General features: G+C 68.4%; 17 protein-coding genes. 6 read left to right on the top strand and 11 right to left on the bottom strand.

What is annotated here, in order from left to right; all coding sequences use genetic code 11:
- Window positions 1–10: 10 nt before the first annotated feature.
- On the bottom strand, window positions 11–3,364 hold the full coding sequence (locus ON43_RS00670) for an arabinosyltransferase domain-containing protein (RefSeq protein WP_040802365.1): 3,354 nt from the start codon (window positions 3,362–3,364) through the stop codon (window positions 11–13).
- A gap of 124 nt (window positions 3,365–3,488) precedes the next feature.
- Window positions 3,489–6,770: an arabinosyltransferase domain-containing protein gene (locus tag ON43_RS00675; protein ID WP_051177707.1), complete on the bottom strand. Its 3,282-nt coding sequence runs from the start codon at window positions 6,768–6,770 to the stop codon at window positions 3,489–3,491.
- Between the two features lie 64 nt (window positions 6,771–6,834).
- Here ON43_RS00675 and ON43_RS42060 point away from each other — a divergent pair, with 64 nt between their 5' ends.
- Together ON43_RS42060 and ON43_RS42065 are read left to right on the top strand one after the other, a co-directional pair.
- Window positions 6,835–8,706, top strand: a complete 1,872-nt coding sequence (locus tag ON43_RS42060; protein ID WP_157513860.1) for a serine/threonine-protein kinase — start codon at window positions 6,835–6,837, stop codon at window positions 8,704–8,706.
- Between the two features lie 34 nt (window positions 8,707–8,740).
- Complete coding sequence (locus tag ON43_RS42065) at window positions 8,741–10,345, top strand: serine/threonine-protein kinase (protein WP_051177710.1); 1,605 nt, start codon at window positions 8,741–8,743, stop codon at window positions 10,343–10,345.
- An 8-nt stretch (window positions 10,346–10,353) separates the two neighbouring features.
- Here the strand turns inward: ON43_RS42065 and ON43_RS00690 are convergent, their stop codons facing one another.
- Both ON43_RS00690 and ON43_RS00695 read right to left on the bottom strand, forming a co-directional pair.
- Window positions 10,354–12,219 carry a glycosyltransferase family protein gene (locus tag ON43_RS00690; protein ID WP_174416430.1) on the bottom strand — a complete coding sequence of 622 codons (1,866 nt, stop codon included), beginning with the start codon at window positions 12,217–12,219 and terminating at the stop codon, window positions 10,354–10,356.
- 156 nt (window positions 12,220–12,375) lie between these two features.
- The gene (locus ON43_RS00695; RefSeq protein WP_083913060.1) at window positions 12,376–14,307 is read right to left on the bottom strand and encodes a galactan 5-O-arabinofuranosyltransferase; all 1,932 of its coding nucleotides are present in this window, start codon (window positions 14,305–14,307) and stop codon (window positions 12,376–12,378) included.
- Between the two features lie 88 nt (window positions 14,308–14,395).
- Here ON43_RS00695 and ON43_RS00700 point away from each other — a divergent pair, with 88 nt between their 5' ends.
- Complete coding sequence (locus ON43_RS00700) at window positions 14,396–15,286, top strand: NAD-dependent epimerase/dehydratase family protein (protein WP_040802368.1); 891 nt, start codon at window positions 14,396–14,398, stop codon at window positions 15,284–15,286.
- Window positions 15,287–15,373: 87 nt separating this feature from the next.
- Here ON43_RS00700 and dprE2 read toward each other — a convergent pair whose 3' ends face one another.
- A complete protein-coding gene (gene dprE2, locus ON43_RS00705; RefSeq protein WP_040802369.1) occupies window positions 15,374–16,135 on the bottom strand; it encodes a decaprenylphospho-beta-D-erythro-pentofuranosid-2-ulose 2-reductase in 762 nt (253 codons plus the stop codon).
- Window positions 16,132–17,610, bottom strand: coding sequence for a decaprenylphosphoryl-beta-D-ribose oxidase (gene dprE1 / locus ON43_RS00710; RefSeq protein ID WP_083913065.1), 1,479 nt, complete (start codon window positions 17,608–17,610; stop codon window positions 16,132–16,134). Before dprE1 ends, dprE2 begins: the two co-directional genes overlap by 4 nt.
- Before the next feature lie 71 nt (window positions 17,611–17,681).
- On the opposite strand from dprE1, the gene ON43_RS00715 reads away from it, so the two are divergent.
- Entirely contained in the window at window positions 17,682–18,137 is a 456-nt protein-coding gene (locus ON43_RS00715; protein WP_083913061.1) for a GtrA family protein, read from the top strand.
- Window positions 18,138–18,144: 7 nt separating this feature from the next.
- On the opposite strand, the gene ON43_RS00720 is transcribed toward ON43_RS00715, so the two are convergent.
- The 5 genes from ON43_RS00720 to ON43_RS00740 form a co-directional block, all read right to left on the bottom strand.
- Complete coding sequence (locus ON43_RS00720; RefSeq protein WP_040802371.1) at window positions 18,145–18,762, bottom strand: pyridoxamine 5'-phosphate oxidase family protein; 618 nt, start codon at window positions 18,760–18,762, stop codon at window positions 18,145–18,147.
- A 392-nt stretch (window positions 18,763–19,154) separates the two neighbouring features.
- Window positions 19,155–19,814, bottom strand: a complete 660-nt coding sequence (locus tag ON43_RS00725) for a Crp/Fnr family transcriptional regulator (RefSeq protein ID WP_040802372.1) — start codon at window positions 19,812–19,814, stop codon at window positions 19,155–19,157.
- Between the two features lie 13 nt (window positions 19,815–19,827).
- Entirely contained in the window at window positions 19,828–21,816 is a 1,989-nt protein-coding gene (locus ON43_RS42070; protein WP_051177712.1) for an adenylate/guanylate cyclase domain-containing protein, read from the bottom strand.
- 13 nt (window positions 21,817–21,829) lie between these two features.
- Window positions 21,830–24,043: a molybdopterin-dependent oxidoreductase gene (locus tag ON43_RS00735; protein ID WP_040802373.1), complete on the bottom strand. Its 2,214-nt coding sequence runs from the start codon at window positions 24,041–24,043 to the stop codon at window positions 21,830–21,832.
- 229 nt (window positions 24,044–24,272) lie between these two features.
- Window positions 24,273–24,737: a hypothetical protein gene (locus ON43_RS00740; RefSeq protein WP_040802428.1), complete on the bottom strand. Its 465-nt coding sequence runs from the start codon at window positions 24,735–24,737 to the stop codon at window positions 24,273–24,275.
- A gap of 351 nt (window positions 24,738–25,088) precedes the next feature.
- Between ON43_RS00740 and ON43_RS00745 the strand changes: the two genes are divergently transcribed.
- Together ON43_RS00745 and ON43_RS00750 are read left to right on the top strand one after the other, a co-directional pair.
- Complete coding sequence (locus ON43_RS00745; RefSeq protein WP_040802374.1) at window positions 25,089–25,676, top strand: DUF4282 domain-containing protein; 588 nt, start codon at window positions 25,089–25,091, stop codon at window positions 25,674–25,676.
- Between the two features lie 106 nt (window positions 25,677–25,782).
- A complete protein-coding gene (locus ON43_RS00750; RefSeq protein ID WP_040802375.1) occupies window positions 25,783–26,655 on the top strand; it encodes a helix-turn-helix domain-containing protein in 873 nt (290 codons plus the stop codon).
- Window positions 26,656–26,712: the final 57 nt, after the last annotated feature.

Below are 26,712 nucleotides of genomic sequence, written 5' to 3' on the forward strand. Positions count from 1 at the left end.
ATGTCCAGGGTCAGAAAACCCGCATCTTGCCCGGTGACCAGAGCCCGGAGCGATCCACCACGTGGGTGTCGATCTGCGCGGGCTTGGGGAACTTCGTCGGGTCGGACGAGTTCGCGTAGTACGGGTTGTACTGCTCGAGCGAACCCCAGTCGCGGGCGTAGTTGTCCTTCAGATAGGTCGGGACCGTCTTGGAGGACCCCAGCATTTCCGCCCAGCCCAGCGGACCGCCGAATTCCTCGGCCTGCCAGGTGTTCGTGGAGCTGATGGCCAGCGGCCGGTCCGGCAGGATGCGGAAGCGCGGGGCCGAATCCACCACGCCGTCGCGGTGATCGAACGGGTGCTGGCACGGGAACTGCAGGCCCACCGCCCAGTCCAGCAGGATCGGCTGCTCGCCGCCCAGATAGCTGTTGAGCGACACCAGCTTCGGCACCCGCGGCGGGGTGAAGGCCAGCCACTGGTCGCCGATCAGGATCGGGTCGCGGGCGTAGATGCGCACGGCGTCGGCGTCGTCGGGCAGCGCCGAGCGCGGGATGCGCAGGTTGCGCCAGGACGGGGCCGGGCCGATATCGAGCGGGCGGTACTGGCCCAGCTCGGTGACGCTGCCGTCCGGGTTGCGGTGGCCGTACTTCAGGAAGATGTCCTGGCCGTAGGTCATGTTCCCGGTGTCGTCGAAGGACATGACGCGGCCCGCCGCCGAGATGACGATCAGCGGTGAGTCGTCGCTGCGCGCGGGCAGCTGGTACCAGCTGGAGGTGAGCTCGGCGGGCTGCTGCACGCCGTCCTGGTAGCTGCCCATGACCGGGGTGGTGGCCGGGTCCAGGCCGAACGGCAGCGCCACGGTGGAGCCGTTCACGCCCTCGGCGCCCTTGCCGCCGCCGGTGCCCGCGTTCTGGCCCTTCTCGAAGGCCGGGCCGACGGTCTGGGTGGAGGTATTGCCGGTGCCCGGCTTCACCTCGACGCTGTCGGCGTCCAGCTTGTCGGCGACGCCGTTGGGGGAGAAGCCGACCGGGTTCTCCCCGGCCAGCGGATCGCCGTTGAGCGGGGGATGGGCCGGATCGATGATCGGGGGCAGGTTGCCCTCGTTGACCTTCGGCTCCACCAGCACGTCATTGGCGAGGCCGCAGGACTTCCCGGCCAGGGCATCGAAATTGGAGCGGGCCAGCGAGTACGCGGGGTACTGCGTGGCGGCGCCCTTGACCAGCGAGAGCACCTCGAACGCCACCATGAGCGCGGCCACCACGGTGAGCGGTACGGCCGCGAACTTGCGGATCCGCCTGCCGCGCCGGGTCTTCCCGTTCTCCAGGGGCTTGGCGTAGCCCTCGCGCAGCGACTGCCAGGCCACCACGGCCAGCGCCAGCCCGAAGAGCATGAGCATGAAGGTGTTGGACTGGAACCCGTGCAGCGACACCCGCTTGTCGAACCACGGCACGCCGTAGCTGGAGACGTACCAGTAGCCGTTGATGCCGGAGAAGGCGACGGCGAGGGTGAACAGCAGCCCGGCCAGGAACACCGAGCGGTTCTTGCGGGAGCGAAGCGCGGTGGCGGACACCGCGACCGCGGTCACCGCCGCCAGCGAGCCCGCGATGCCCGCGTACGAACCGAAGTGGTGGGTCCACTTGGTCGGGTTGAACATCATGAAGAAGATGGTTCCGAAGACCACGCCCATGAGCCGCCAGGTCGGCGCGCTCGCGATGCCCGGCACCTGCCGCCGGCGCAGCAGCACCAGCATGGTGGTGATCAGGCACAGGATCATGAGCAGGAACGCGAACCGGCGGGCCAGCGAACCGTCCACGGTCTCGACGAACAGGTAGTAGTAGCGCAGGTAGTCCTCGTACCAGGCCAGATTCGGCCCGGTCACCTGCCGCACCCGGTTGGCCTCCATGATTCCGGCGAAGGTCTGATCGGCGAAAACCGCCACCAGGACCAGGAATCCGGCCGCCGCGATGGGCGCCAGCAGGGCCACGTCACCGAACTGCTTGCGCCGCCGCACCACGATCCGCACCAGCGGCCGGATGCCCGCGAGCAGCGCCGCCACACACATCAGACCGGTCGGCGCGGCCGCCAGCGTGAACGCCGCCACGAGTACCGCCACGGCGGCGGGCAGCAATCGCGATGTGGCGATGGCCCGTTCGATGGACACCCAGGTCAGCAGCGCGCCCAGGGCCACGATGGGCTCCGATCGCAGGCCGTTGTCGTAGGGCAGCCAGAAGGCCAGGAACACCAGGCCGCCGGTCCACAGCGCGACCTTCGACTTGGCGACCGCGTTGCCCAGCCGCGGCACCACCTCGCGGCTGATCACCAGCCAGCACAGGATGCCGCAGAGCAGCGCGGGAATTCGCACCCACGGGCTGGCGGTGGAGATCTGCGCGAAGGCCTGGATGACGTTGTAGTACCAGCCGAAGGGCGCTTCCGGCACGCCGAACCAGCGGAAGTAGTTGGCCATGTATCCGGCGTGCGGCGCCGCGCGCACCATGGTCAGGATGTAGCCGTCGTCGGAGGTGTTGGCGCCCACGAAGTGCCACAGCAGCAGGGTGCCGATGATGCCGCCGTCCGCCCAGGTCGGCTTCAGCCAGTGGGCGGGCAGGATGCGCCGGTGCCCGCGGCCGTCACTGGTGTCCAGCACCGCCAGCGCGCCCATGGCCAGCAGGGTGAGCAGCACCGCCGCGATGATCGCCACCAGCTTGATGACGGTCGGCGAGGAGGAGAAGCGCGAGTCCACCGTCATGTGGAACGAAAGGCCGTCGGGGACCGCGCCTTTCATATCGGTGAAGACGCCGACCACCTGCGGGCGCAGATCGCCGAGCAGCTTGCCCTCGACCGGCGCGGTGACCAGCTCGCGGCCGCCGTCGGCGGTCGGCTTCTCGACGGTGCGGGTGACGCCCTCGAAGACGGCGGTGGTCTGCTTGTCGTCGGAAGCGATGACCAGGCGCGAGCACTCGTTCATCTCGGCCCGGGTCGCGGTGGCCACCACGGCGTTCCGGTCCAGCACGTCGACGCTGTCGCCGGACACGCGGACGAACATGGCCTCCAGGTCTGCGCCCTTGCCCTGCGGCGGCGCGGTTGCCAGCAGGATGCCGCCGCGCGGATCCAATTGCTGGACCGCGGAACACGGAATGCTGACGTTCACGTCGACCGGTACCTGCGACACCAGGGCCGCCTGCACCGGATCGAGCGAACCGCCCTGCGGCCAGCTCACCTCCGCCTGCGTCTGCTGCACCGGAAGGAACGGGGTCGCCAGCGCGAACAGCGCGCCGAGCACGCCCGCGACGATGGCGATGAGCTTCGCGATGCGGAAATCGCGCTGCGTCACAGGTGCGGTCGCCGAGGGATTCGGCTTAGTGAGGACTGCGGAGGCGTCTGGCACGGTTGCTGATCGTATCGGTACTCGCTGGGAGTGGCGGTGTTCACTGCCGCGCCGCGACACGCATGGTCGAAATCATCGAAAAAGCCCGCCCGAAGCAGTGCTTCGAGCGGGCTTTTCGCGGCTGCTACTTGGCCTTGATCGGGGAATCCTTGGCCAGGCCGGAGCGGGTTTGGACGGTCACGTCCAGGGCCGGGGTCTTATTCGCATTCGGGACATAAGGGGTGAACTGCTCGAGTGAGCCCCAATCCCGGCTCCAGTCGTGGTTCAGATAGCTCGGCCGGGTCTGCGATTTGAGCAGCAAACCTGTCCAGCCCAGTGGACCGCCGCCGATATCGTCCTGCCACGCATTGGAGGCGTCCTGGCCCACCCGGTCGGGCAGGATGCGCCATTCGGGCACCTCGGCCACCCCGTCGTGGTGATCGAAGGGGCGCTGGCACGGGAAGGCCAGGCCGACATGCCAGTCCTCCAGGACCGGAGCCTTGTCGCCGACAAGGGAATTCAGCGTCTCCAGCTTGGGCAGGCGCGGCGGGGTGACCGCCAGCCACTGGCGCGGGGTGATGTCGGCGTCGTTGAGGACCAGGCGAATCGCATTGGCACCGGCGGGAATCTGGTCCAGCGGGACGCGCAGGTTGCGCCAGGACGGGCTCGGGCCGATATCGATGGGCCGGATCTGTCCGGTATTGGTGACATTGCCCGCGGCGTCGCGGGTGCCGTACTCCACGAGCAGGTCCTGGCCGTAGGTCTCGACACCGTCCTTGTTGAAGGACTTGATGCGACCCGCGGCCGTCACGATCAGCACCTTGTACGCCGGATCATCGCGCACGCTGTTCAGCTTCTCGGCGTTGTACCACTGCGTGGTGAGCTTCGAAACCTGCTGCTCGCCCTCGGTGTAACTGCCCTCGATCGGCGTCTTCATCGGATCCAGTCCGAAGGGCAGGGCGACCGAGCTGCCGTTGATGCCGGTCTCCTCGCTCTTGCCGCCGCCGGTGCCCGCGCCGGTGGTCTTGGAGGTCTTGTTGCCCGAGGACTTGTCGTTCACCGAGTTCGCGCCGCCGGTGACGGTCTCCTCGGCATCCGCGGTCAGGTCGGAGGCGACGCCGTTGGGCGTGAATCCGGTATTCTCCGCGGCCAATCCGTCGGCGTCCGAGCCGGTCCACGGGCGCAGCAGCGAATCGGCGGTGTCGGTCTCGACCAGCACCTCATTGGCCAGCGCACACGAATCACCCTTCAGCGCACGCAGATTCGACTCGGCGATGGAGTAGGCCGGGTACTGGGTGACGGCCGCCTTGGCCAGCGACAGCACCTCGAACAGCACCAGCGCGGCCGCCGCGATGGTGAGCGGCATGGTGGCGAACTTGTCGAAGCCGCGCACCGGCTTCGGCTTCGTGTACGGCTCCCGGAAGTGCTGGTAGGCCGCGATCAGCAGGCACAGCACCGCCAGGCCGAGGAACAGCGTGGAGAAGCCCTTGCCCGCGATGAGCGGTGCCTTGTCGAACCACGGCACGCCGTAGCTGGACACGTACCACCAGCCATTGGGTCCGGTGAAGGTCATGGCCAGCAGGAAGAACACGGCCGCGGTGAACAGCGTCCGGTTGCGGGGCGAGCGAATCCCGTTGACGCCCACCGCCACCGAGGCCAGCGCCGCCACCGACCCGGCCAGACCGGCGTACACGCCGAAGTGGTGGGTCCACTTGGTGGGCGTGAACATCATGAGGAACAGCGACATGAAGATGATGCCCAGGATCCGCGCCGACGGCCCACGCGAGGTGCCCGGAATCCGGCCGTTCTTGCGCAGCATCACCATGACGCACACGCCCAGGGCCAGCAGCATGGCCAGGATCCCGAACCGGCGGGCCAGGGACCCGTCGGGGGACAGCATGAGCAGCGAGTCCCAGCGCGTGCGCTCGTCGAACCAGGCCACATTCGGCCCGATCAGGGTGCGCACCCGGGTCGCCTCCATCACCGATGCGAGGGTCTGATCGGCGAAAACCACCACCAGCACCAGGGTTCCGGCCGCCACGCCGGGCGCGAGCAGCGCGCCGTAGCGCAGCAGCCAGGAGCCCTGCCGCCCCGGCTCGGTGTCGCCGCCCTTGGCGCGCTTGATGATGATCATCAGCACCGGCCGCGCGCCCGCGAACAGCGCCGCCAGGCAGATCAGGCCGGTCGGCCCGGCCGCCAGCGAGAAGGCCGCGATCAGCACGCCGATCGCCGCGGGCAGCAGCCGCCCGGTGGCAATGGCCCGTTCGATCGAGCACCAGGTCAGCAGCGCGCCCGCCGCGATGAGCGGTTCGGGCCGCAGCCCGTTGTCGTAGGGCATCCAGGCGGCCAGGAACACCAGTCCGGCGGTCCAGATGGCGACATTGTCGCGGCGCACCCGCGAACCCAAGCGCGGCAGCACTTCCCGGCTGATCACCAGCCAGCAGGTGATTCCGGCCAGCAGCGCGGGCAGCCGCATCCACGGGCTGGAATCGCTGATCCGGGTCATCCACGCCAGCACCTCGTACGGCCACCCGAACGGCGCCTCGGCCACCCCGAACCAGCGGTAGTAGTTGGCCGTGTAGCCCGAAACCTTGGAGGCCCGAGCCATATTCAGGATGTAGCCGTCATCGGAGGTGTTCGCGCCGATGACGTGCCAGACCAGCAGCGTGCCGATCACCGCGACGTCGGCCAGCCGGACCCGCCACCAGTGTGCGGGCAGGAACCGGCGCGGCTTACGGCCGTCGGAGGTGTCGAGGAAGTGCAGCGCCAGCAGGGCCAGCAGCGTGAACACCACCGCGCCGATGGTCGCGAGCCGCTTGATCCAGTTCGGGCTGGAGGTGAAGCGCGCGTCGATATTCACCGTGGCACTGGCCGTTCCGAGCTGATCCCGCTTCAGGTCGGTGAACAGGCCCACCACCTGCGGCCGGGTGTCGCCGCCGACCCGGCCGACGAACGGCGTGCCGTCCTTGCGGTTGACGCCGGTGAATTCGACCCGGGTCTCGGTGGCGTCCGAGTGCACGGTGATCGCGGTGCAGTTCTCGATCTCCGTCACCGGCGCCGACAGCAGCGGAATCAGCCGCGTCAGAACCGATACCGTGCGCCCCTGCTCGGGCTCGTCGGTGACCTTGACGACCAGGCCCTTCGACTCGGCCTGCCCCGATGCCGCCGGGACGGTCGAGAACAGCGTGCCGGTCGGCAGGTCGCGCAGCACCTGGCAGGGCAGCGTGAGATCCAGGTTCAGCGGCACATACGACACCAACGGGGCGTCGACGTCGGCCGTATCTCCTTGCGGCCAATGCAGAGTCGGCCGATCCTGATTCACAGGCAGGATCGGCGTGATCACCGCCAGCAGGAATCCGAGGAGACCGGAGACCAGGGCGATGATGCGGATGCGGTGAAACGCTCGGGAGTCTGCGCGCACGAGCATCGACTCTATGATGGTTCTTATCCGAACTGGGCGTGGGGCCGGGCCGGAAAGACAAAGAGGAAGCATGACCGAGCTGCGACCTGGCGAAGTTATCGCCGGGTATGTGATCGCGCGGCGAATCGGGGCCGGGGGGTCGGGCGTCGTCTATGCGGCGCGGCACCCGCGGTTACCCAGGCTCACAGCACTGAAGATCTTGAAGCGCGATGATGTCATGGGGGATGACGACGTCTGGCGGCGTTTCGAGCGCGAGGCGGATATCGCCGCGCACTTCGATCACCCCAATATCGTGCAGGTCTACGACCGCGGCGTCGCCGAGGACCTGTTCTGGATCTCCATGCAGTTCATCGACGGGGTGGATGCCGCTGAGCTGCACCATGTTTCGCCCGAGCGCGCGCTGCGCATCGCCACCGAGATCGGGGCCGCGCTGGACTACGCGCACGGCAAGGGCGTGCTGCACCGGGATGTGAAGCCCTCCAACATCCTGATCGCCGATCCCGACAACGGCCGCCCCGAGCGCGCCCTGCTCACCGACTTCGGCATCGCCCGGCTGCGCGACGAGACCACCAAACTCACCCATACCGGAAATATCTCCGCCACTTTCGCTTTCGCATCACCCGAACAGGTGAGCGGCAAACCGGTCGGACCGCGATCCGATCAATACTCCCTGGCCTGCACGCTTTTCGTGCTGCTCACCGACCAGCGGCCGTTCCGCGCCGACAATCCGCTGGGCTGGGTGCACGCCCACACCCAGGAGCGGCCGCTGCGCGTCAGCGAGATGAATCCCGAGATCCCCGCGGCGATGGACGCGGTCTTCGATCAGGCCATGGCCAAGGATCCCGCGGACCGCTTCGAGAGCTGCGCCGATTTCGCGTACGCGGCCACCACGGCCTATTACTCCGATCCCGCGCTGGCGCATACCGCCCCGGCGCGGCTGCTGCCGCAGCCGATCACGCCCAAACCGTCCCGTGGCCGGAAACCGCTGTGGCAGCACCTCGTACACCGCCGCATCCTGATCCCGGTGGCGGTGGCCGCCGTCACCGCCGCGGGCGTCGGATTCGCCATGCAGCAGAGCGATCCGCCGCCACCGGCGGCCACCGGCGGCCTGGTACCGGACCGATTCGTCGGCACCTGGCTGGCCACCGAGGGCCAGACCAACTACCGGCTGACCGTCCAGCAGGCCAAGGTCGGCGATCCGGTGCTGTCCAATCGCGTGGACGGCGTTCTCCCCAACGGCAATCCGTTCCACTGCGAGTTCTCCGCACCCCTGGACGCCGTGCCCAAGGACGGCGACCGGCTGATCGTGGGCACCTCCCAGACCGTGGTGCGGGAACCGGCCAATGCCTGCAAGGCCAACGGCCCGACCACCCTCACCCTGCTCGCCGATGGCCGGGTCAGCCGCAAAACCGATGTGAGCGGGCTGATCACGTACACCAGCGCCGATACCGTGATCTCGTCCTGGGGTCGCGACGACGCCGCCATCGCCCGCGCCTTCCCCAGCCTGATCGGCCAGCTCGCCTCCACCGGCACCGCGGTCGGCTGGCAGGGCGGCTCGTGCCGGCCGGGCGATCCGGGTGCGGGCGAGGCGGCCCAGGGCGCGCACCGGGTGCGCTGCAATGCCGACGACACCACCGGCCAGGTGCACTTCGACGTCCTCGACTTCGACACCCGCCCGGGGCAATCGGTGGCCCAGCTGTTCTTCGACAACAAGGCCCACACCACCGGGGTCACCCACGACGACGTCGCGGGCGAGCTGACCGTCACCACCGCGGCCGCCGTGGACCGCGACACCACCGACACCGAGGCCCATCGCGCGGTCGCCGCCGTCAGCTTTCCGGACGGTGATCCGCGCTCCCGCTTCGTCATGGTGCTGCGCTGGCCCGGGCACACGGTGGGCAGCCTCCTGACCGACTGGCTCGAAAGGGCTCCACTGAAGTAGGTATCGCAGAGCTGACGTAGGTAGGTGCGCCACCATGACCGATCTGAAGCCGGGCGAGGAGATCGCCGGATACGTCATCGAGCGCTGGATCGGGGCCGGCGGCTCGGGCACCGTCTACGCCGCCCGCCACCCCCGGCTACCGCGCCTGGCCGCGCTGAAGGTGTTCAATCGCGAGGAGGTGAACGCCGACGCCGAGGGCTGGCGGCGCTTCGAACGCGAGGCCGACATCACCGCCCGCTTCGATCACCCGAACATCGTCTCGGTCTACGACCGGGGGCTCGACGACGGGCGACTGTGGATCGCCATGCAATACGTGGAAGGCCCTGACGCGGACGGCCTTTCGGGGCTGTCACCGGAGCGGGCGCTGCGCATCGGCGGCGGCATCGCCTCGGCGCTGGACTACGCGCACGGCAAGGGCGTGCTGCACCGGGACGTGAAGCCGTCGAACATCCTGCTCTCCCCGGCCGAGGACGGCCGCCCGGAACGCGCGCTGCTCACCGATTTCGGCATCGCACGGCTGCGCGACGAGACCACCCATGTCACCAAGACCGGCGATATCTCCGCCACCTTCGCCTACGCCTCACCGGAGCAGGTGTCGGGGCGCTTCCTGGATCCGCGCACCGACCAATACTCCTTGGCCTGCACACTTTTCGTGCTGCTCACCGGATCGCGGCCGTTCCTGGCGAACGATCTGGCGGGCCTGATCTACGCGCACACCAGCACCCCGCCCCTGCATGTCACGCAGGTGCGGCCGGACCTGTCGCCGGGTTTCGACGCCGTCTTCGACCGCGCGCTGGCCAAGCATCCGGACGAGAGATTCGCCAGCTGCACCGATTTCACCGATGCCGCCTGGGCGGCGTGGCTGGCTCCGGCCACGTCGACCGTGGTCGAGACGCCGCCGGCGAGTTTGCGCACCAACCCGACCGTGCTGCGCGGCCCGCGCACCGATCCGACGCTGCTGCGTTCGCCGCGCACCGATCCCACGGTGCTCCGGCCGGGCTATTACGGCGAGCCGTCGCCGTACCGCGTCGGGTACGGCGGCAACGCGGGCCCGGTGGATGACGCTGTGTCGCACCGGCATCGGGCTCCGGAGCCGGTGTACTCGGGGTCGGGAACGGGGCGCGGGGTCATCATCGGACTGTCGGTGGTGCTGGCGGCCGCGGTGATCGGCGGCAGTGCGATCTGGGCGGTCGCCGAGCTCGAGAGCCACGGAACCCCCAGTGGCGCACCGCTGTCCGCGGCCATTCCGACCATGGCGTCGGTGGCGTCGACGACCACGGCCGCCGCCACCACTCCGGTCACCATCCCGGCGGGCCGGGTGCCCGCGGAATTCGTCGGCGAATGGTCCGGGTCCAGCGACTCCAACGCCAACGACTATCGGCTCAGCATCCGGCAGGGCGAGCTGAACCAGGCGCTGGTGACCTCGACGATATCCAGTGGCGGACGGGTGATCTGCGTCTTCGACTACCGGCTGCTGGGCGTTCCCGGCACCGGCGACATCACCCTCGGCGCGGGCACGCTCAGTTCCGGCGGCAGCGGCTGTCAGGTCCAGGGCACGCACGAACTGGTGCTGAGCAACGGGGTGATCACCCGCGCGCTGTCGGTCAGCGGCTTCGTCACCTATCGCAAAATAGGCTGAGCCGCCCCTCAGATCTTGCCGCGCACATCCCAGAGCCACACGCCGTCAACGTATTCGGCGGGGAAGCCGAGCAGTTGGTTGACGGTCGCCCGCAGGGTGTCGCCATTGTCGGTCGGCGGCAGCACCAATACATCGGCGCGCCAGTAGCGCAGATCCTCGAGCGCCTGGGCGCGGGTGGCATCGTCGACGACCGGAACCGTGTTGGACCGCTGCGCCCGCATGAGCAGGCTGGCGGTGGGCCGGTCGTCCGGACCGTAGCGGCCCTTCTTGGAGGCGCCGGTCGGGCCGACGAAATAGCCTCCGGCAAGCGGGAATTCGAAGCCGGAATCGACCTGCCAGCGCAGTGCGCGGGCATCCGGCGGGGTCGGCGGCGGAACGACCACCACCGAGCCCTGCGAAACGTAGTGCCGCACCGTGCCATCGGTGAAGAACTGCGGGGTGGCCGGGCGCTGCACCACCGGCAGGATGGTCGGGGTGAGCGGCAGCAGGGCCATGGCCAACGCCGCGAACAGGGCCAGCGGCCGCCAGTCGGTCGCCGACACCTTCCAATAGTCCAGCGCCCGTTGGGCGGCCAGGGCCAGGATCACGGCGATGGCCGGAATCGCGGCCATGGTGAAACGCGATTCCAGCACCGTATCCAGCAGCGCCACATCCGCGAGCCGCTTCCACGGCAGGGCGATACCGGTATCGACCTTGCCGATCATCAGGGTCGAGCCCAGCGACAGCACCGTGAACACCACGATCACCGCGGCGGCCGCCCGCACCACCCGCTCGCGCCACATGAGCACCGCGGCCACCGCGACCAGAATCCACAGCGGCCAGCCGAAATACGAGTTCTCCTCGGTCGGGTTGATGGCCACGTTCTGACCGTGCGAGACCAGCCCGCCCAGCGATTCGGACGGGAACTGGAACAGCGCCTTCAGATCGTTCTGCATCGCCACGTGGTCGATGGAACGGTAGGACTGCGGGCCGAAGAACTGCCACCACAGCGGAATCTCGGTGAGCCCCACCGTGATCAGCGCGGCCAGCAGCACCGTCGGGGTGACGGCGCGCAGCGCGCGCAGGCCGGTCTTCGGCGCGTGCAGGTGGTAGACGACCGCGAAGAGCCCGAAGGACAGCGCGAAGATGAGCAGCGGCTCTTCGCCCAGCGCGATCTGCAGCGCCACCAGCAGGCCGAGAATGACGGCGTCGCGATTGCGCCGCGCCTTGCGGGCCTCCTCGGCCGCGCCAGCGCGTTTGGCCATCCGGATGAGCTGCAGCGCGATCAGCGGAAGCAGAGCCAGCACCACGAAATTCGGGTGCGCGTTGGCGTGCGAGATCATGGCGGGCGCGAAACCGCAGAACAGGCCGCCCACCGCCGCCGCGGCCTTGGACGTGACCACCTCGCGCGAGAACAGCCAGTACCAGGCGAAGGCGGTGCCGAACAGGCCCAGGGTGAGCACCAGCACGAAGGTGACCGTCGGCCCGAACAGCAGTGTGACCGGGGTGAGCGGCACCCCGACGCCGAACATGGCGGTATTGGCCATCATGTTCACGCCGTCGGGATAGTTCTGCAGCAGGGTGCCCAGCGGGTTCTCGAGGTGCGCGACATTGTGCGCGGTGACCGCGAAGAACCACTCCCACATGGTCTGGTCCTGGCCGCTCTTGATCAGGTATCCGCGATCGGTGTGCAGCCACTGGCCGGAGAGCACCAGCACCGCCAGCGCCAGATAGCCGGTGGCGATGATCAGATCGGCGCGGGCGAGACGGAGGCGCCGGGCCACCCGGCGCGGCCGGGAAAGCTTGGGGAGAGCCACTTCCGGGGCGGGGCGGTCGAGAACCGCTACCGCCGAACCGTCTTCGACCCCCCGGTCGGATACCCGCCCCTGTGTCACGCGCTAACTCCTTGGTGCCTGGCAATCAGCGGCCCACGCTACCGCGTTCGGCTGAGATTGCACTGGCAAGTCCCGAAGTTATCCACAGGAACGGGTATTTATCCACAGAAAACGGGCGAAATCTGTTGATAAGTGACCCTTGTCTCGTTGTTTCGTTCAGACACGCACCACGAGGGTGAACGGTCCGATATCGGTGATCCGGTAGTGCCCGTCGGTGAACAGCTCCTTGGGGAACGCCACTGTGAACCGCTTCACATTCGGGTCGTTCGGATACACGTCCTGCGACAGGCGCAGCGTGTAGTCGTCGCCGGAACGCCGGAACAGGAAGGCATCCGGTGCGTACCAGCGGCAGTGGTTCAGCGCGTCGGTCAGCTCCTGCGATGTCTTCAGCGTGCTCCAGCGCTGGATCTCGGCGGTGCGCGCGGCGAAGTCGGCGAGCGGATTCGCGTAATGCGAAGTGAGAGCCTGGAATCCGTAGTACGGGTAGACCGCCAGGAAGCTCGTGTCGGCGGTCAGCACCACACTCTTGTCGCGCGGCCGACCGGTCTGCTCGAGCAGTTTGGCGTCGATCTCGCCGTAGTACGACACCGCCGAGGGGGCGCGCTTGTCGGCGCGCACACCGTTTCCGTCGGTATCGGTGTAGGCGGTGTTGATCTCGGTCGACAGCACCGTCGGAATCTGCTGGCTGAAACCGATCGCCCCCACGATCGCGATCGCCGCGGCGGCCAACCGGAACCGGCCCGGCTCGTTCAACGCCTGGTAGATCGCTCGCGCGCCCTCGGCGAATCCGAACACACCCGCGGCCGCCAGGAGCGCCATGAGCGGCGACTCGAGCCGGAACGCCAGCAGCGTGGTCCCGGCCGCCGTCGCCGCCATGGACAGCAGGCACCACAGGTAGATCGCGACAACCCCGATCCCGAGTGCCTGCGCCCGTCGCGAACTGCCCGCGCGCAGTACCAGCCAGATCGTTCCCACCAGGCAGAGCAGGCCGAGCAGATCGAAATCGAACATGGGCAGCGGCAGCCGCGACCCGCTCTCGGGCAGATAGTGGAATGCCGAACCGGAGCCGAGGGAGGCCTTGCCGGACAGGAACTTCAGCAGGAACGGCGTCCACACGGCCAGCGCCAGGATCGCGGCGACCACACCGATTCCGATGAGCCGCACGAGGATCGGAAGCACGGCCCGCCAGGTGCGTTGCGCCCGAGCCGCGATCCCGGCGGCGATCAGCGCCATGAGGCACACCGTGAAGACCGCGACGGCGAAGTAGAGGGTGTAGAAGCTCGCCGCCAAGCCCAGGAACAGTCCCGCACCCAGCACCGCACCCCAGCCACCGGCGGTCTGCCGCGTGGACTCGCCGCCTTCGGCGGGCCGATGCAACGCACCCCAGGCCAGTACCAGCGCGGGCGCGAGCAGCAGCGTGAGCACCGCGCTGTAGGCCTCCGGCGACCCGTACGCCAGCGTCACCGCCGTCGTGGCGGCGGCCACCGCCACCGCCCAATCGGCCCGAATCAGCTTGGACCACAACACGAGCGCGATCGCCGCCGCGACCGCCAGCCCGATGATGGCGTACGGCTTGAACGCCTCCCACCCGGCCATCCCGGTCAGGCTCGCGAACCGCCCGCCGATCCAGAACCACCCGGCCGGATAGAACGGCGGCAGATCGATGTAGTTCATATCGTGCAGCGCCGCACTGTCGGTCAACCGCGTCAGATACTGCGTCCGGAACTCCTGGTCCACGGACATCCCGAACAAGTACAGCTTGGTGGCCGCCAGCGGCATCCCCAGCGTCACCGTCACGAAGGCCGAAATCCCGCCCCACGACAGCAGTTTCGCCAGCCACCCCCATTTGCGCAGCCGCAGCAGCACGACCGAGCCCACCAGCATGGCCAGCGCCACGACCTGCCCCACGGTGGTCAGCGACCGGGTGACATTGGAGGAGTTGAACGCGGGCCACTGCACGGTCGCGAACGCCTTCAGCCCGATGGCCGCCACCACGGCCGCCACCAGTGCCGCGAGCACGGCCTCCCCGGCCGCCCCACCGGCCTGCCGCGCCATCGGGGTCAGTCGACTGCCAGCCCGTCCGCTCATCCGCACCCAGCCTCCGCATCCGTCTCCGTGAACCGCGCGTCAGCCTAGTCACTATCGTCGGAACCTCCTCGAAGGAAGGGATCCGAGCGTGCGCGTACTGGTCACCGGCGCGGCGGGCTATCTGGGCCGAGCCCTGGTCGCCGCCCTGAACGCGGCGGGCCACGAGCCGATCGCCATGGTCCGGCCCGGCACGGCCGACATACCGGGGGCCGCGGCCACCCGCCCGGCCGACCTGCTCGACACCGACGGCGTGGCGCGCGCGGTCGAGGGTATCGACCGGGTCTGCCACCTGGCCGGACTCACCCGCGCCCGGGAATCCTTCGACGAACCGGTCCGCTACTACGACGTGAACGTGGGCGGCACCCTCGCGCTGCTCGAGGCCATGGCCGCGGCAGGCGTGCCGGGCCTGGTGTTCTCCTCCACCTGCGCGGTCTACGGCTCACCCGAACGGCAGCCGATGACCGAGGACCTGCCCGTCGACCCACCCCATCCGTACGCGAGCAGCAAGGTGGCGGCCGAAGCGGCAGTCGAGGCCCAGGCTCGCAACGGTGCGCTCGGAGCCGTCGTGCTGCGGCTGCCGAATCTCGCGGGCGGCGACGACCGCGACCCCACCCGCCTGATTCCCCGGGTGCTTGCTGCCGCAATGACCCAGACGCCCTTGGGAATCAACGGCGACGGTTCCGCCGTGCGGGACTACCTGCACGTCGAGGATGCCGCGGCCGCGTTCGTCGCGGCCGTCGAGCGGACCCCGGAACCGGGCGACTTCAGGTGCTACAACATCGGAAGCGGGCGGGGGACAAGCATTCTGGACGTCGTGGCCGCGGTCGAGCGGGTCACCGGACGGCGAGTTCCCTTGGCGCACAATCCACCAGCGCCCGAACCGGCCACGCTGGTCGTCGATGCGACCAAGGCCCGGGCCGAACTCGGTTGGAAGCCCCGGTATTCGGATATCGAGACCATCATCCGTTCCATCGGATAACGGAAACGCCGCCCCCTTGTCGGGGGGCGGCGTTGGTACCGGGTGTCGGGGTTTCAGGGGTTTACCCCTGAGAGTCCCGAGAGTTGGTTAAATCGGCAGCTTGCGGAAGATCGGGCGCGGGACGTGGCGCAGGATCATCATCACGTAGCGGAAAGTGCCCGGGGCCCAGACGATTTCCTTGCCCTTCTCGGAGGCGGCCACCGCGAGGACGGCCACGTCCTCCTTGTTCACGGTGAGCCCGTTCTCCTTGGCGTGCGCGGAGAGCTTGGTGCGCACCATGCCCGGGCGGATGACGGTGACGCGCGGGCCGAACTTGGCCAGCGCCTCGCCGAGACCCAGGTAGAAGCCGTCGAGGCCCGCCTTGGTGGAGCCGTAGACGAAGTTGAAGCGGCGCACGCGCTCACCGGCCACGGAGGACATGGCCAGGATGCGGCCGAAGCCCTGCGCCTTCATCTTCTCGCCCAGCAGCACACCGACGGAAACCGCGGCGGTGTAGTTGATCTGGGCCATCACGACGGCCTTGCGCTGGTCCTGCCAGAAGATCTCGCCGTCGCCGTCGATGCCGAACGCGACAATCGCCACGTCGATATCGCCATCGGCCCAGGCCGCGTCGATCACGGCCGGGTGGCTGTCGGTGTCGAGCGCGTCGAAGTCCAGCACCTGCACCTCGGAGGCGCCGGCGGCCTTCATCTGGGAGACGGCCTCCTCGCGCAGCGGGTCACCCGGCAGGGCGGCCAGGACGATGCGCATGGGGCCCTTCTTCAGGTACTCGGCGCAGATCGCCAAGCCGATCTCCGAGGTGCCGCCCAGCAGCAGAATGGATTGCGGGTTCCCTACCGCATTGATCACTGAAGCTCCAGCCTTCTCGCCATATCGGACATGAAAACGCCTGTGGGGTCGACACTTCGGCGGATCTTGATCCACTCGTCGATCCGCGGGTACATCTTGTGGAAGGTCTCCGCGTCGGTCCGCGAATCCTTGGCAGTGTAGAGGCGACCGCCGAATTCCAGGACGCGCCGGTCCAGTTCGCGCACGAACTCGTTGAGACCCGGGCGGACCGGGAAGTCCACGCAGATGTTCCAGCCCTCCATGGGGAAGCTCAGCGGGGCCGGGTTGCCCGGGCCGAAGAACTTCAGCACATTGAGCGCGGTGTAGTGACCCGACCGCTGGATATCCACGATGATCTTGGTGAATTCATCGAGGGCCTCGGGCGGCAGCACGAACTGGTACTGGATGAAACCGGCCGAACCGTAGGCCCGGTTCCACTCCGAGACCACGTCGAGCATGTGGTAGAACGCCGTCAGGTTCATGATCTTGCCGGTGTAGTTGCCGCCGAGCGCGTAGTACGCCTCGCCGACCATGCCCAGCGTGAACTTGTTCGCCGCGAAATTCGGGAAGATGTCCGGCACCGTCAGCAGATTCGGCGCGTCGAACTTCAGCGGGTTCTTGCGCAGCTTCTTCGGCAGCTCGTCCAGCTTGGCCAGCCGACCTCGAGACACGTTGGCGCGCCCCAGCTTCGGCGGCGCGCTGATGGCGTCGAACCAGGTGGAGGAGTAGGTGTAGTTCGCCTCGGACCCGTCCTTGTGGACCGCGATGGTCTCGTCCAGGCCCGTGGTCTTGATGCCGTCGGCGATGAAGTACGCGGTCTCGGTGGGCGTCATCTCGATGGTCGCCCGCAGGATGATGCCGGTCAGGCCGTTGCCGCCGACCGTGGCCCAGAACAGCTTGGCGTTCTTCTTCGGCCCGATGGTCTGCACCTTGCCGTCGGCGGTGAGCAGATCCAGCGACCGCACGTGATTGCCGAAGCTGCCCGCGCTGTGGTGGTTCTTGCCGTGAATATCGGAGCCGATGGCCCCGCCCACGGTCACCTGCCGGGTGCCCGGCAGCACCGGGACCCACAGGCCGAACGGCAGCGCCGCCTTCATCAGCTGGTCCAGGGACACGCCCGCGTCCACGTCCACCAGCCGGGAGTCCCGGTCGATGCGGTGGATGCGGTTGAGCGCGGTCATGTCGACGACCAGGCCGCCGGCGTTCTGCGCGTGGTCACCGTAGGAGCGGCCCAGGCCGCGGGCGATGACACCGCGGCGCAGGTGCGCGGGCTTGGCGTCGTTGTCCTCCGCGACCATGGCGACCGCCTTGGCGATCAGCTCCGGGTCACTGGTGGAGAGCACTTCCGAGGTGGTGGCTGCGGTGCGACCCCAACCGGTCAGGCGGCGGCTCTGCGTCGGCAGGTCGAAGGTCCCCTGCGATGCGGTCCGCTCGCTCTCGCCTGCGGAAGCGGGCTCCGCGGCGGCCGTGGTGGTGGTCTGAGCTTTCGTGGACATCGGCATAGAGGCTACAGGCATAACCGCCGCGAGGCTTGTGTCCTTTGTCCCGGGCATTACTCTTCTGCCTTGTGACCGCGGAACCCCATCTGCCCCTCCCGCCCGAGCTGCCCCTGGTCGACGAACCGGGCGGTACGGACGTTGATCTCAAGACGCAGATCATCCGATTCGCGGTCACCGGCGGGCTGTCGGCCATTGTCGACTTCGGCCTGTACACCCTGCTGTTCAAGCTGGTCGGATTGCCGCTGCCGGTGGCCAAGTCGATCAGCTTCATCGCGGGCACGACCACGGCCTATCTGATCAATCGGCGCTGGACCTTCAAGGCGGAACCGAGCCGCAAGCGATTCATCGCGGTCATCGCCCTGTACGCGCTGACCTTCGCGCTGCAGGTGGGGATCAATCAGGTCTGCTACTACGCCCTGCCGGATGCCTGGTGGCGGATGTTCTTCGCGTTCTGCGTCGCGCAGGGGACCGCCACCGTGATCAACTTCATCGTGCAGCGGGCCGTGATCTTCAAGATCAAATAGCCCGGATTCAGGACTCCACGAGGGCGTTGTTCTCTTCCTTCGCGTGGAAGTAGTCACCGCCCTTGGCGCGCATATTGTCGGTGCCCCACTGCCGTGCCTCGCGGTGCGCCGGGACCAGGTGCGGAATGTGCTTGCGGCAGTGGATATAGGCCTCTTCCACATCGACCACCACCCAGCGCTCCGGAATGCGCCCGCGCGGCTCGGCGGGCAGGTCGGGGACGCAGCGGCGCATGAGGGCGTCGTCGACGATGCGGGCGGTGCCATTGACGTGCAGGCCGATCAGGTCCTGCACGAAATCGATCATGAGAATGCCGACGTGGGGGTTCTCGAGAATATTGCCGAGGCTGGCCATGACGCCGTTGCCGCGATACTCCGGATAAGCCACGGTGTGATCGTCGATCACGTGCAGGAAGCCGGGCGTGCCCGCGCGGAAGCTGGAATCGCATTCCCCGTGCTTGTCCGAGGTCGCTATGAAGGCCATATCCATCCGGCGAATGAAATCGATCATGTGGGTATTGAGTCGATCTCGCACTTGGTCGGAGTAGAAACGCTGCGCCCGTTCGTCGGTGCCGTAACGCTCCTGCAGTTCCCGTTCGCCGTCGCTGCCGTTTCTGATACCGGGCATCGTGCGCCCCCTTTGGTAGCTGAATACCGGATGGAAGAGGCTCGGCCACGAACTTCGGCCATCCGAAATCCTATACGGTTTAACTATTTTCGTGTGCCGAATGCGTGATCCGGCGGATCTGCCCTGGTGGGGACTCCTCGACTGCTGCCGGGCAAACCTTCCCGACGGAGGATCCTCCCGGATGAAAGGGTTCACAAGGGACCTTTGTCCCTTAACTGCGGGGATGCTGATCGCGGTAACGGGCCTCGGGTATGCGAGATCCCCAGGGGGCGCGAGGATTTCGCATTCCTGATTTGTCCATTTTGCAGAGTTTTGGACAGCGAACTCCGGTCGTCATCCCCCTAGTTGCGACCGATCTTCGGTACTCGAAACCTAAATACCGAAAAGTCTTTTCAGCGCGCCTTTTTCGCCAGGCGGGCTCGATCCAGCACCGTGAGCGCCCCGCGTCCCAGGCGCACCACGCCCTGATCCTCCAGCTCCCGCAACACCTTGTTCGCGGTTGCCCGGGTGGTGCCCGCCATCGAGGCCAGATCCTCCTGGGTCAGTTGGATCACCGTCGGCTGCCCACCCCCGTCGCCGTAGCGCGCGGCCAGATCGGCCAGCCGCCGCAGCACCCGCGTCTCCACCGGCAGGTACAGCGCCTCGAGCACCGCCGCCGACAGCCGCCGCACCTGCGCCGCCAGCGAGGTGGTGAGAAACCGCTCCACCTGCGGATATTCGCGGCGCAGCCGTTCGAGTTGGGTCCGGTTCAAGGTCAGCGTCTCGGCGTCGGTGACGGCCACGATGGTCGCGGTGCGCCGCGCCTCCGGGCTCAAAAGCGCCTGCTCCCCGAACATTTCGCCGGGCCCGAGCATGGTGAGGGTGGCGGCGTGACCCAGCGGCGTGGTCACCCGCACCAGCAGCCGCCCGGCCAGGATCAGGTGTACGCAGTCGCCGGGATCGCCCTCGTGGCAGACGATGTCGCGGCGCCGGAACCGGCGCGGCGTGCAGGCGGCCAGGAACTGCCGCCGCTCGTCCGGCGAGAGTCCTTCCAGCAGTTCGAATTCCGCCATCGGTCGTCCTCGCTCACCTCAGCGAGTCCAGCCGGTACACGGTGACCGGCCGGCTCTTGCCCTTGATATCGAAGTCCCCCAGGCACTCCACCTCGGCCCGGCTGCCCAGCCGCTCCCGGGTGAGCGGGCCCACCACCACCGTGCCCGGCTCGGCCAGGCCCTCCAGCCGGGCGGCCAGATTGGTGGTGTCGCCGAGGGCGGTGAAGTTGCGCATCTGCCGCGCACCGACATTGCCCACGATGGCGGGCCCGGTGTTCACCCCCACCCGGAACATCGGCCATTCCTCGCGTTCCCGCACCGCCGCCGTGGCGTGCTGCAGCGCGAGCCCGGCCCGGGCGGCGCGCAGCGCGTGATCGGGCTGGCGCACCGGCGCGTTGAAGATCGCCATGACCGCATCGCCCACGAACTGCACCACGGTCCCGCCCTCGGCCAGGATCTCCGGCACGATCGCGCCGTAGTAGGTGTTGAGCATGCGCATCACCTGTTCGGGCCCGACCCGTTCCGCGAAGGGCGTATAGCCCCGCAGATCCGCCATCAGCACGCTGACCTCGTGGATCTCCCCGCCCAGCCCCGCCTGCGCCGGATCCGCCAGCAGCGTGGTCACCACCTGCGGTGACATGTAGGACCGGAACAGTCCGTCCAGCTGCTGATACAGCCGCGCGTTCTCGAGCACCGTCGAGGCCTGCGCGGCGAAGGACCGGGCGACCGCGTGCTCGGCCGGTCCCAGCGCGGCCGCGGGCGGATCCACGGGACGGGTCAGCTCCAGGACGCCGACCCGGATTCCCTTGACGGTCAAGGGAAATGTGTACGCCGAGGGCTGGGGCGGGCCGCCGTCCTCGAAGGTCAGCCGCCCGCGCCGCAGGATCCCGATGCGCACGGTGTCCTGTTCGAACGCGTCATTGGCCAGCCGCGTGATCTCGGCGAGCAGCTGCCGCTCACCGCGAATCACATTGGCGCGCTCGCCCACCGCGACCAGCGTGCCCAGCCGCCGCACCTGCTCGCGTTCGTCACCCAGCGCCCGCGCGCCCTGCTGCAGCACCGCCACCTGCCGCTCGGTGAGCCCGAACCGGCGGGCCAGCTCCTGCCCGACCGCGCCCAGCGGCTCGCCGGCCGCGACCCCGCCGCTGGCCCGCGCGTCCAGTGCCCGCACCATCTCCTCGAGCGCCCGCGCGTAATCGCGCTGGATGGCGGTCAGGGTGCTGCGCTGGGTGATGCTGTCGAACAGCCCGCGCGCCGACCCCTCACGCCGGAAGTTCCGGTGCGCGCTCACCGCGATCAGCAGGAACGCGATGCCCAGCAGCACATGCCATTCCCACCACGACACCCGCCAGCTGCGGCCGAATCCGACCGCGAACAGCGCCTCGGCCAGCAGCACGAACGCGGTCAGCACGCTGAGCAGCAGGCTGCCCCGGGTGCGCAGATACCGGTAGGCGTAGGCGCCCGCCGCGACCAGATAACAGGCCGCGCCGACGAAGGCCAGCGCCACCAGCGGCCCCTGCGCCTCGGACGGATCGGGCACGGTGTCGAACGGCGGCACCCGGGTCAGCGAGAGCAGCGCCCACGCCGCCATGATCGTGATCGGCAGCGCCGCGAACACTTCGGTGAACCGGTGTGCCCGCGCGGTCGGCCCGTACTCGGGCACCGACGCCAGCGCCGCCAGCCCGCCCAGCACCATGCCCACCGGCACCGCCACGGTGAATCCCACATTGGGCGTGGACAGGATGACCCCGGGCGTGGCCAGCGCGTGCAGCCCGAGGAATCCCGAATTCAATTGGAACACCAGCGAAACCAGCACCAGCCGCATGTCCCGGTGGGCGCGCGCCGCCCGCAGCAGCAGCACGCCCAGCCCCAGCGAGAGCGCGGCCGCGCCCAGGATCAGCCAGAAGTGGAACGCGTTGTGCAGATAGAGGTGATCCAGTTGCGGGCGGGTGACCAGCAGCCAGAGTCCCGCCGCGGGCAGCCCGACGTGCACCAGCCACAGCAGGACCCGGATGACCGACATTCGACTACCGGCGTCAGGCCCGCGTGAGCGTCACGGGCACGCCGTTGAACACGGCATTCCCGGACGGCGCGTCCACCAGCGAATCATCGGTCAGCGCATTGGCGTTCACGCCCGCGTGCGCCCGCGCCACCGACTGCGCGCTGTCCTCGTGTCCCCAGCCGTGCGGCAGGCTCACCACGCCCGGCATGATGTCGTCGGTTTGCTCGACCTCCACCGTCAGCGTGCCCGCCGCCGACTTCACCACCGCGCGGCCGTTGAGTCCCAGCCGGGTCGCGTCCGCCGGATTGATCTGCAGCGTGCAGCGGTTCGACCCGCCCACCAGCGGCGTCACATTGTGCAGCCAGCTGTTGTTGGAGCGCAGCTGCCGCCGACCCACCAGCACCATCTCCGGCGCCTGGGCGTCCAGCCGCTCCCGCAGCCGGGTCACATCCGAAAGCAACTGCACGGGAGCGAGTTCCACCTTCCGGGACGCGGTGCGTAGGACACCGGGCAGCCGCGGCCGCAACGGCCCGAGGTCGAGGCCGTGTGGATTGTCCAGCAGCACTTGCAGATTCAGCTTACCGCGCCACTCCTCGGCTGCGTCGGGCTCGGAAGCCCATTCACCGAACGGCCCGAGCCGCAGCATCAGGTCCAAGCGCTGCTCGGTGGTGTTCTCGCCGAGCAGTTCCCCGCGCCGATCCGCCATGCCCGCCTTGTGCAGCGTCCCGGCGATAACGATCTCGTCGACCACGGTGAGCGGATCCAGCCCCGGCTGCGGTTCCTGACCCGAGACCGCCAGCGCCAGCCGCGCCATCACCTCGGCCTCGGACATCTCGCCGTCGCCCAGCGGCACCAGCGGCCGGGAGTACCGGGCGTAGTTGTGCACGGCGAAGTTGAGCAGCGCGAAGTCATAGTGCGGGGACTGGGCGATGCGCGGCGGCGGCAGGATGACATCGGCGTGGCGGGTGGTCTCGTTGAGGTAGCGGTCCACGCTCACCATGAATTCGAGTCCGGCGAAGGCGGCGTCCAGGCGCGCACCGCTCGGCGCGGACAGCACCGGATTGCCGGCGACCGTCACCATGGCTCGGATCTGCCCCTCGCCGGGCGTGAGGATCTCGTCGGCGAGCGTGGCGACCGGCAATTCGCCCATGGCCTCGGGCAATCCGCGCACCCGGCTGCCCCAGCGCGCGGTCCGGAACGGCCGCGACCGCACGATGCCCAGCGCCGCCCCGGTGGCGAACATGGCCCCGCCGGGCGCGTCCAGATTGCCGGTCAGCACATTGACGACATCCACCAGCCACTGCGTGAGCGTCCCGAATTCGGCCGTGCAGGTGCCGATCCGGGCGTACACGGCCGCGGTCGGCGCGGCGGCCAGCTCGCGCGCGATCCGCACGATCGTCTCGGCCGGCACCCCGGTGCGCCCGGCGACCAGCTCCGGCGTGAAATCGGCCGCGGCGGCGCGTACCTCGTCGAGCCCGTTCACCTCGACGCGGACATCCACGAGATCCTCGGCGAAGAGCGTGTGCACGATCCCGAACAGCAGGTAGGCGTCGCTGCCGGGCCGCACGAACAGGTGCTCGTCGGCCAGCTTGGCGGTGCGGGTGCGGCGCGGATCCACCACCACGAACCGCCCGCCGCGCTGCCGCAGCGCCTTCAACCGGCCCGGGAAATCCGGTGCGGTGCACAGTGATCCGTTCGATTCCAGCGGATTCGCGCCCAGCATGAGCAGATAGTCGGTGCGGTCCAGGTCCGGTACCGCGACGGTGAGCGGATCGCCGAACATGAGCCCGCTCGACACCTGCTTGGGCATCTGGTCGGCGGTGCTGGCGGAGAACAGGCTGCGGGTGGCCAGCGCCCGGATGAGCAGTGGCACGTACAGCGCCCCGGCCACGGTGTGGGCATTGGGATTGCCGAGATACAGCCCGACCGCCTGGTTGCCGTGGGCCGCCGATACCTGCGGCAGCCGCTCCCGGATCACCCCGAACGCCTCGTCCCAGCTCGCCGCCCGCCAGGTATCGGTGGCGCGATCGCGAATCATGGGCGCGGTCAGGCGATCCGGATCGGAGTCGAGATGGCCGAGGGTCGCGCCCTTGGGGCAGATGAAGCCCTTGCTGAAGGGGTCGGCGTGATCACCGCGCACCGAGGCGATGCGGTCGTCGCTGTCCAAAGTGATTTCGAGGCCGCACACGGCCTCGCAGAGCGGGCAGGTGCGTAGCAGTGTCCGGGGGCTGTCCGTGACATGGGTCATACCCAATGATCGCCCGCGGCCGCATTCGGCGAAACACCGATCACAGTCATCCCGGCATGCTTTTGGCCGGGATCTCGCCTTGCGCTGTGGATTCCGGCCAAAAGCATGCCGGAATGACGAGCGTTTATGTCCGCTCTCTCTGAATTTGCAACGTTCCGAGCTGGATACGGCGAAACCCGCGAGCACCGGGGATGCACTCGCGGGTTTCCGATCGTTTATTCGGTCGCTGTCAGGAGGCGATGCGGGCGGCCTGCGGCGCACCCTTGGCCGCGGCGCGCACGGCCGCGGCGATGGCGACCACCGGCGGGACCCAGCGGGCCTCGTGCGGGGCGACGCCCCAGCAGGCCGCACCGGCCGACAGCTTGCTCGGCGGCAGCGGGATGCCCGCGCCGTCGGTGTAGACGGTGACACCCGACTCGCGCAGCGCCTCGATGGCGCGGGCGGCCTTGCGCAGGCCGGTCACGAGGTGGATCTCGCGGCGCTCGGCGCCCGGGAACTCGATGACCGGGCCGGTCAGGCCGTTGGCGCGCAGGTAGCGGCGGACGAACGCGGCGGTGTCGCCGGTGACCTCGATGCCCGAAATTTCCTCGTCGGTGACCAGGCAGATGCCATTGGCGGTTTCGGCGACCGTCCAGCCACGCCGGATGTAGTCCTGCGCAGATTCTGCAACGGCTGACGAAAACGTCGTACGCACTGGATTCTCCATTCCCCGGTAGATCTCGTTCCTGCTCTGTGCGGGGTATCGGCACGAGGTGTTCGGGTCGTTACATCCTCTTTTTCACCTCGAGTCCGGTTGTGTGCCCAGACGGCGGGTGTCCAGTCTGTTTTGACCCATTGACGACCATGGCCCGAAAGTGACCCGGAGGTCCGGCACCGTGTCCTGCCAGCGACAACATCGTCAAGGGCGCTGGCGGCCCGTTTCCGGGCGGTCGGCCGCTCACCGGTATGACGTGTTCTACACCACACTGTCTCGCACTGCCCTTCCCCGGTGTTACCGGAGACACTGGATCCGCCGAAAAGGTCTGCGGGAGAGGAGATCGTCGGCATGACCGACCAATCGGGTGGGAACACAGCCGAACTCGAGGAATTCGACGAGTTCGACGAGATCATCACCGAGGGCCGCTGGGCCGCCTTCAAGGAGTCCGCCACCCGGCGGATGTCCCGTCGCATCGCCGAGGAGGAGGAAGCCGAGGAGCCGGTCGAACCGTTCGCCAGCCCAAGCGCTTTCGGCTCCTGGAGCGTGGACGCCGCCCGCGCCCTGCTGGACGTGCAGTTCCATCGCGCGGCCACCCGCACCCTGCTGCCGCTGGCGTATCTGCTGGGCCTGGCGGGCGCGTTCGCCATTCCGATCGTGGGAACCGTAGGGCTGTGGCGGATTTCGGCCTGGCTGGGCATCGTGTTCGCGGTGGTGTTCGCCCTTCCACTCGGTCTGGTCATCGCCGCGACGGTGCGCCTGCTGCTGGAATTCGTGCTCAACGCGTCCCGGCTGGCCGCGCGGGTCTCCCATATCTCCGATATGGCCGACGACCTCTTCCAGGCGCTCTCCGATGTGGCCGAACCGGTCAATCAGCTCTCGAAAGACGTTCAGGCCGTTCAGTTCTGGCGCTTCCGCAAGCGGTCGTCGAGGAAGTAGCCTGGCTGAGAGCGGACATCCTATCCAGGTGGCCGCGTCCCGCGTCCATGGATCGCTGAGTTTTCCTGTGCAACAATGCGATCGCAACACTGGTATAGGGGGACGAATGGCTCTACCGCAGGGGATTACCGGATCGACCGTGCCGCGGCGGCAGCTCGGCCGACACCTGCGCGACCTGCGCAATCGCGCGCGGATGACGACCCGGGTGGCCGCACAGCGACTGGAATGGTCCGAGGCCAAGATCTGGCGCATCGAAACCGGGCAGACCTCGCTGCGCAGCCTCGATGTCGAGGCCATGTGCCGGATCTACGGCGCTCCCGAGGACTCCATCGAACCGCTCACCTCGCTGGCCCGCGAGACCAAGGCCCGCGGCTGGTGGACGGAATTCAGCGATGTGATCGACGAGGGTTACGAGGTCTACATCGGCCTGGAGGAGGCCGCGGCGCGGTTCACCAGCTATGAGAACGAGCTGGTGCCGGGCCTTTTGCAGACCGAGCAGTACATGCGCGCCGTGTTCGCGGGGGCCTACCCGGGCATCTCGGCCGAGCAGATGGACCGCCGGGTGCGGGTGCGCCTGGCGCGGCAGTCCCTGCTCACCCGCGACCGATCGCCGCTGCAGGTGGATGTGGTGATCGCCGAGGCGGTGCTGTGGCATCGCATCGGCGGTGACGACGTGACCCGCGGCCAGCTCGACCGGCTGCGCAAACTGGGCGAGCTGCCCAATGTCCGGCTGCGCGTGCTGCCCGCCGAGTGCGGATACCACCACGGCATGGATGCCGGGCGCTTCGTCCTGCTCGAATTCCCCACCGCCGCAGGCGAACCCACCGAACCGCCGGTGGTGTACGTGGAATCCCTCACCGGCTCCTCGTATCTGGACAAGGAGCACGAGGTGGAGCGCTACCGCGACGCCATCGCCGCGGTGAATTCCGTAGCGACGGACGCACTTCCGGTGATCGACACGCTGCGCGCGGCCGTCTAACCCCGTCATTCCGGCGCGCTTTTGGCCGGAATCCACCCTGCTCGCTGTGGATCCCGG

This window comes from Nocardia concava NBRC 100430, from assembly GCF_000308815.1.
GTDB lineage: Bacteria > Actinomycetota > Actinomycetes > Mycobacteriales > Mycobacteriaceae > Nocardia > Nocardia concava.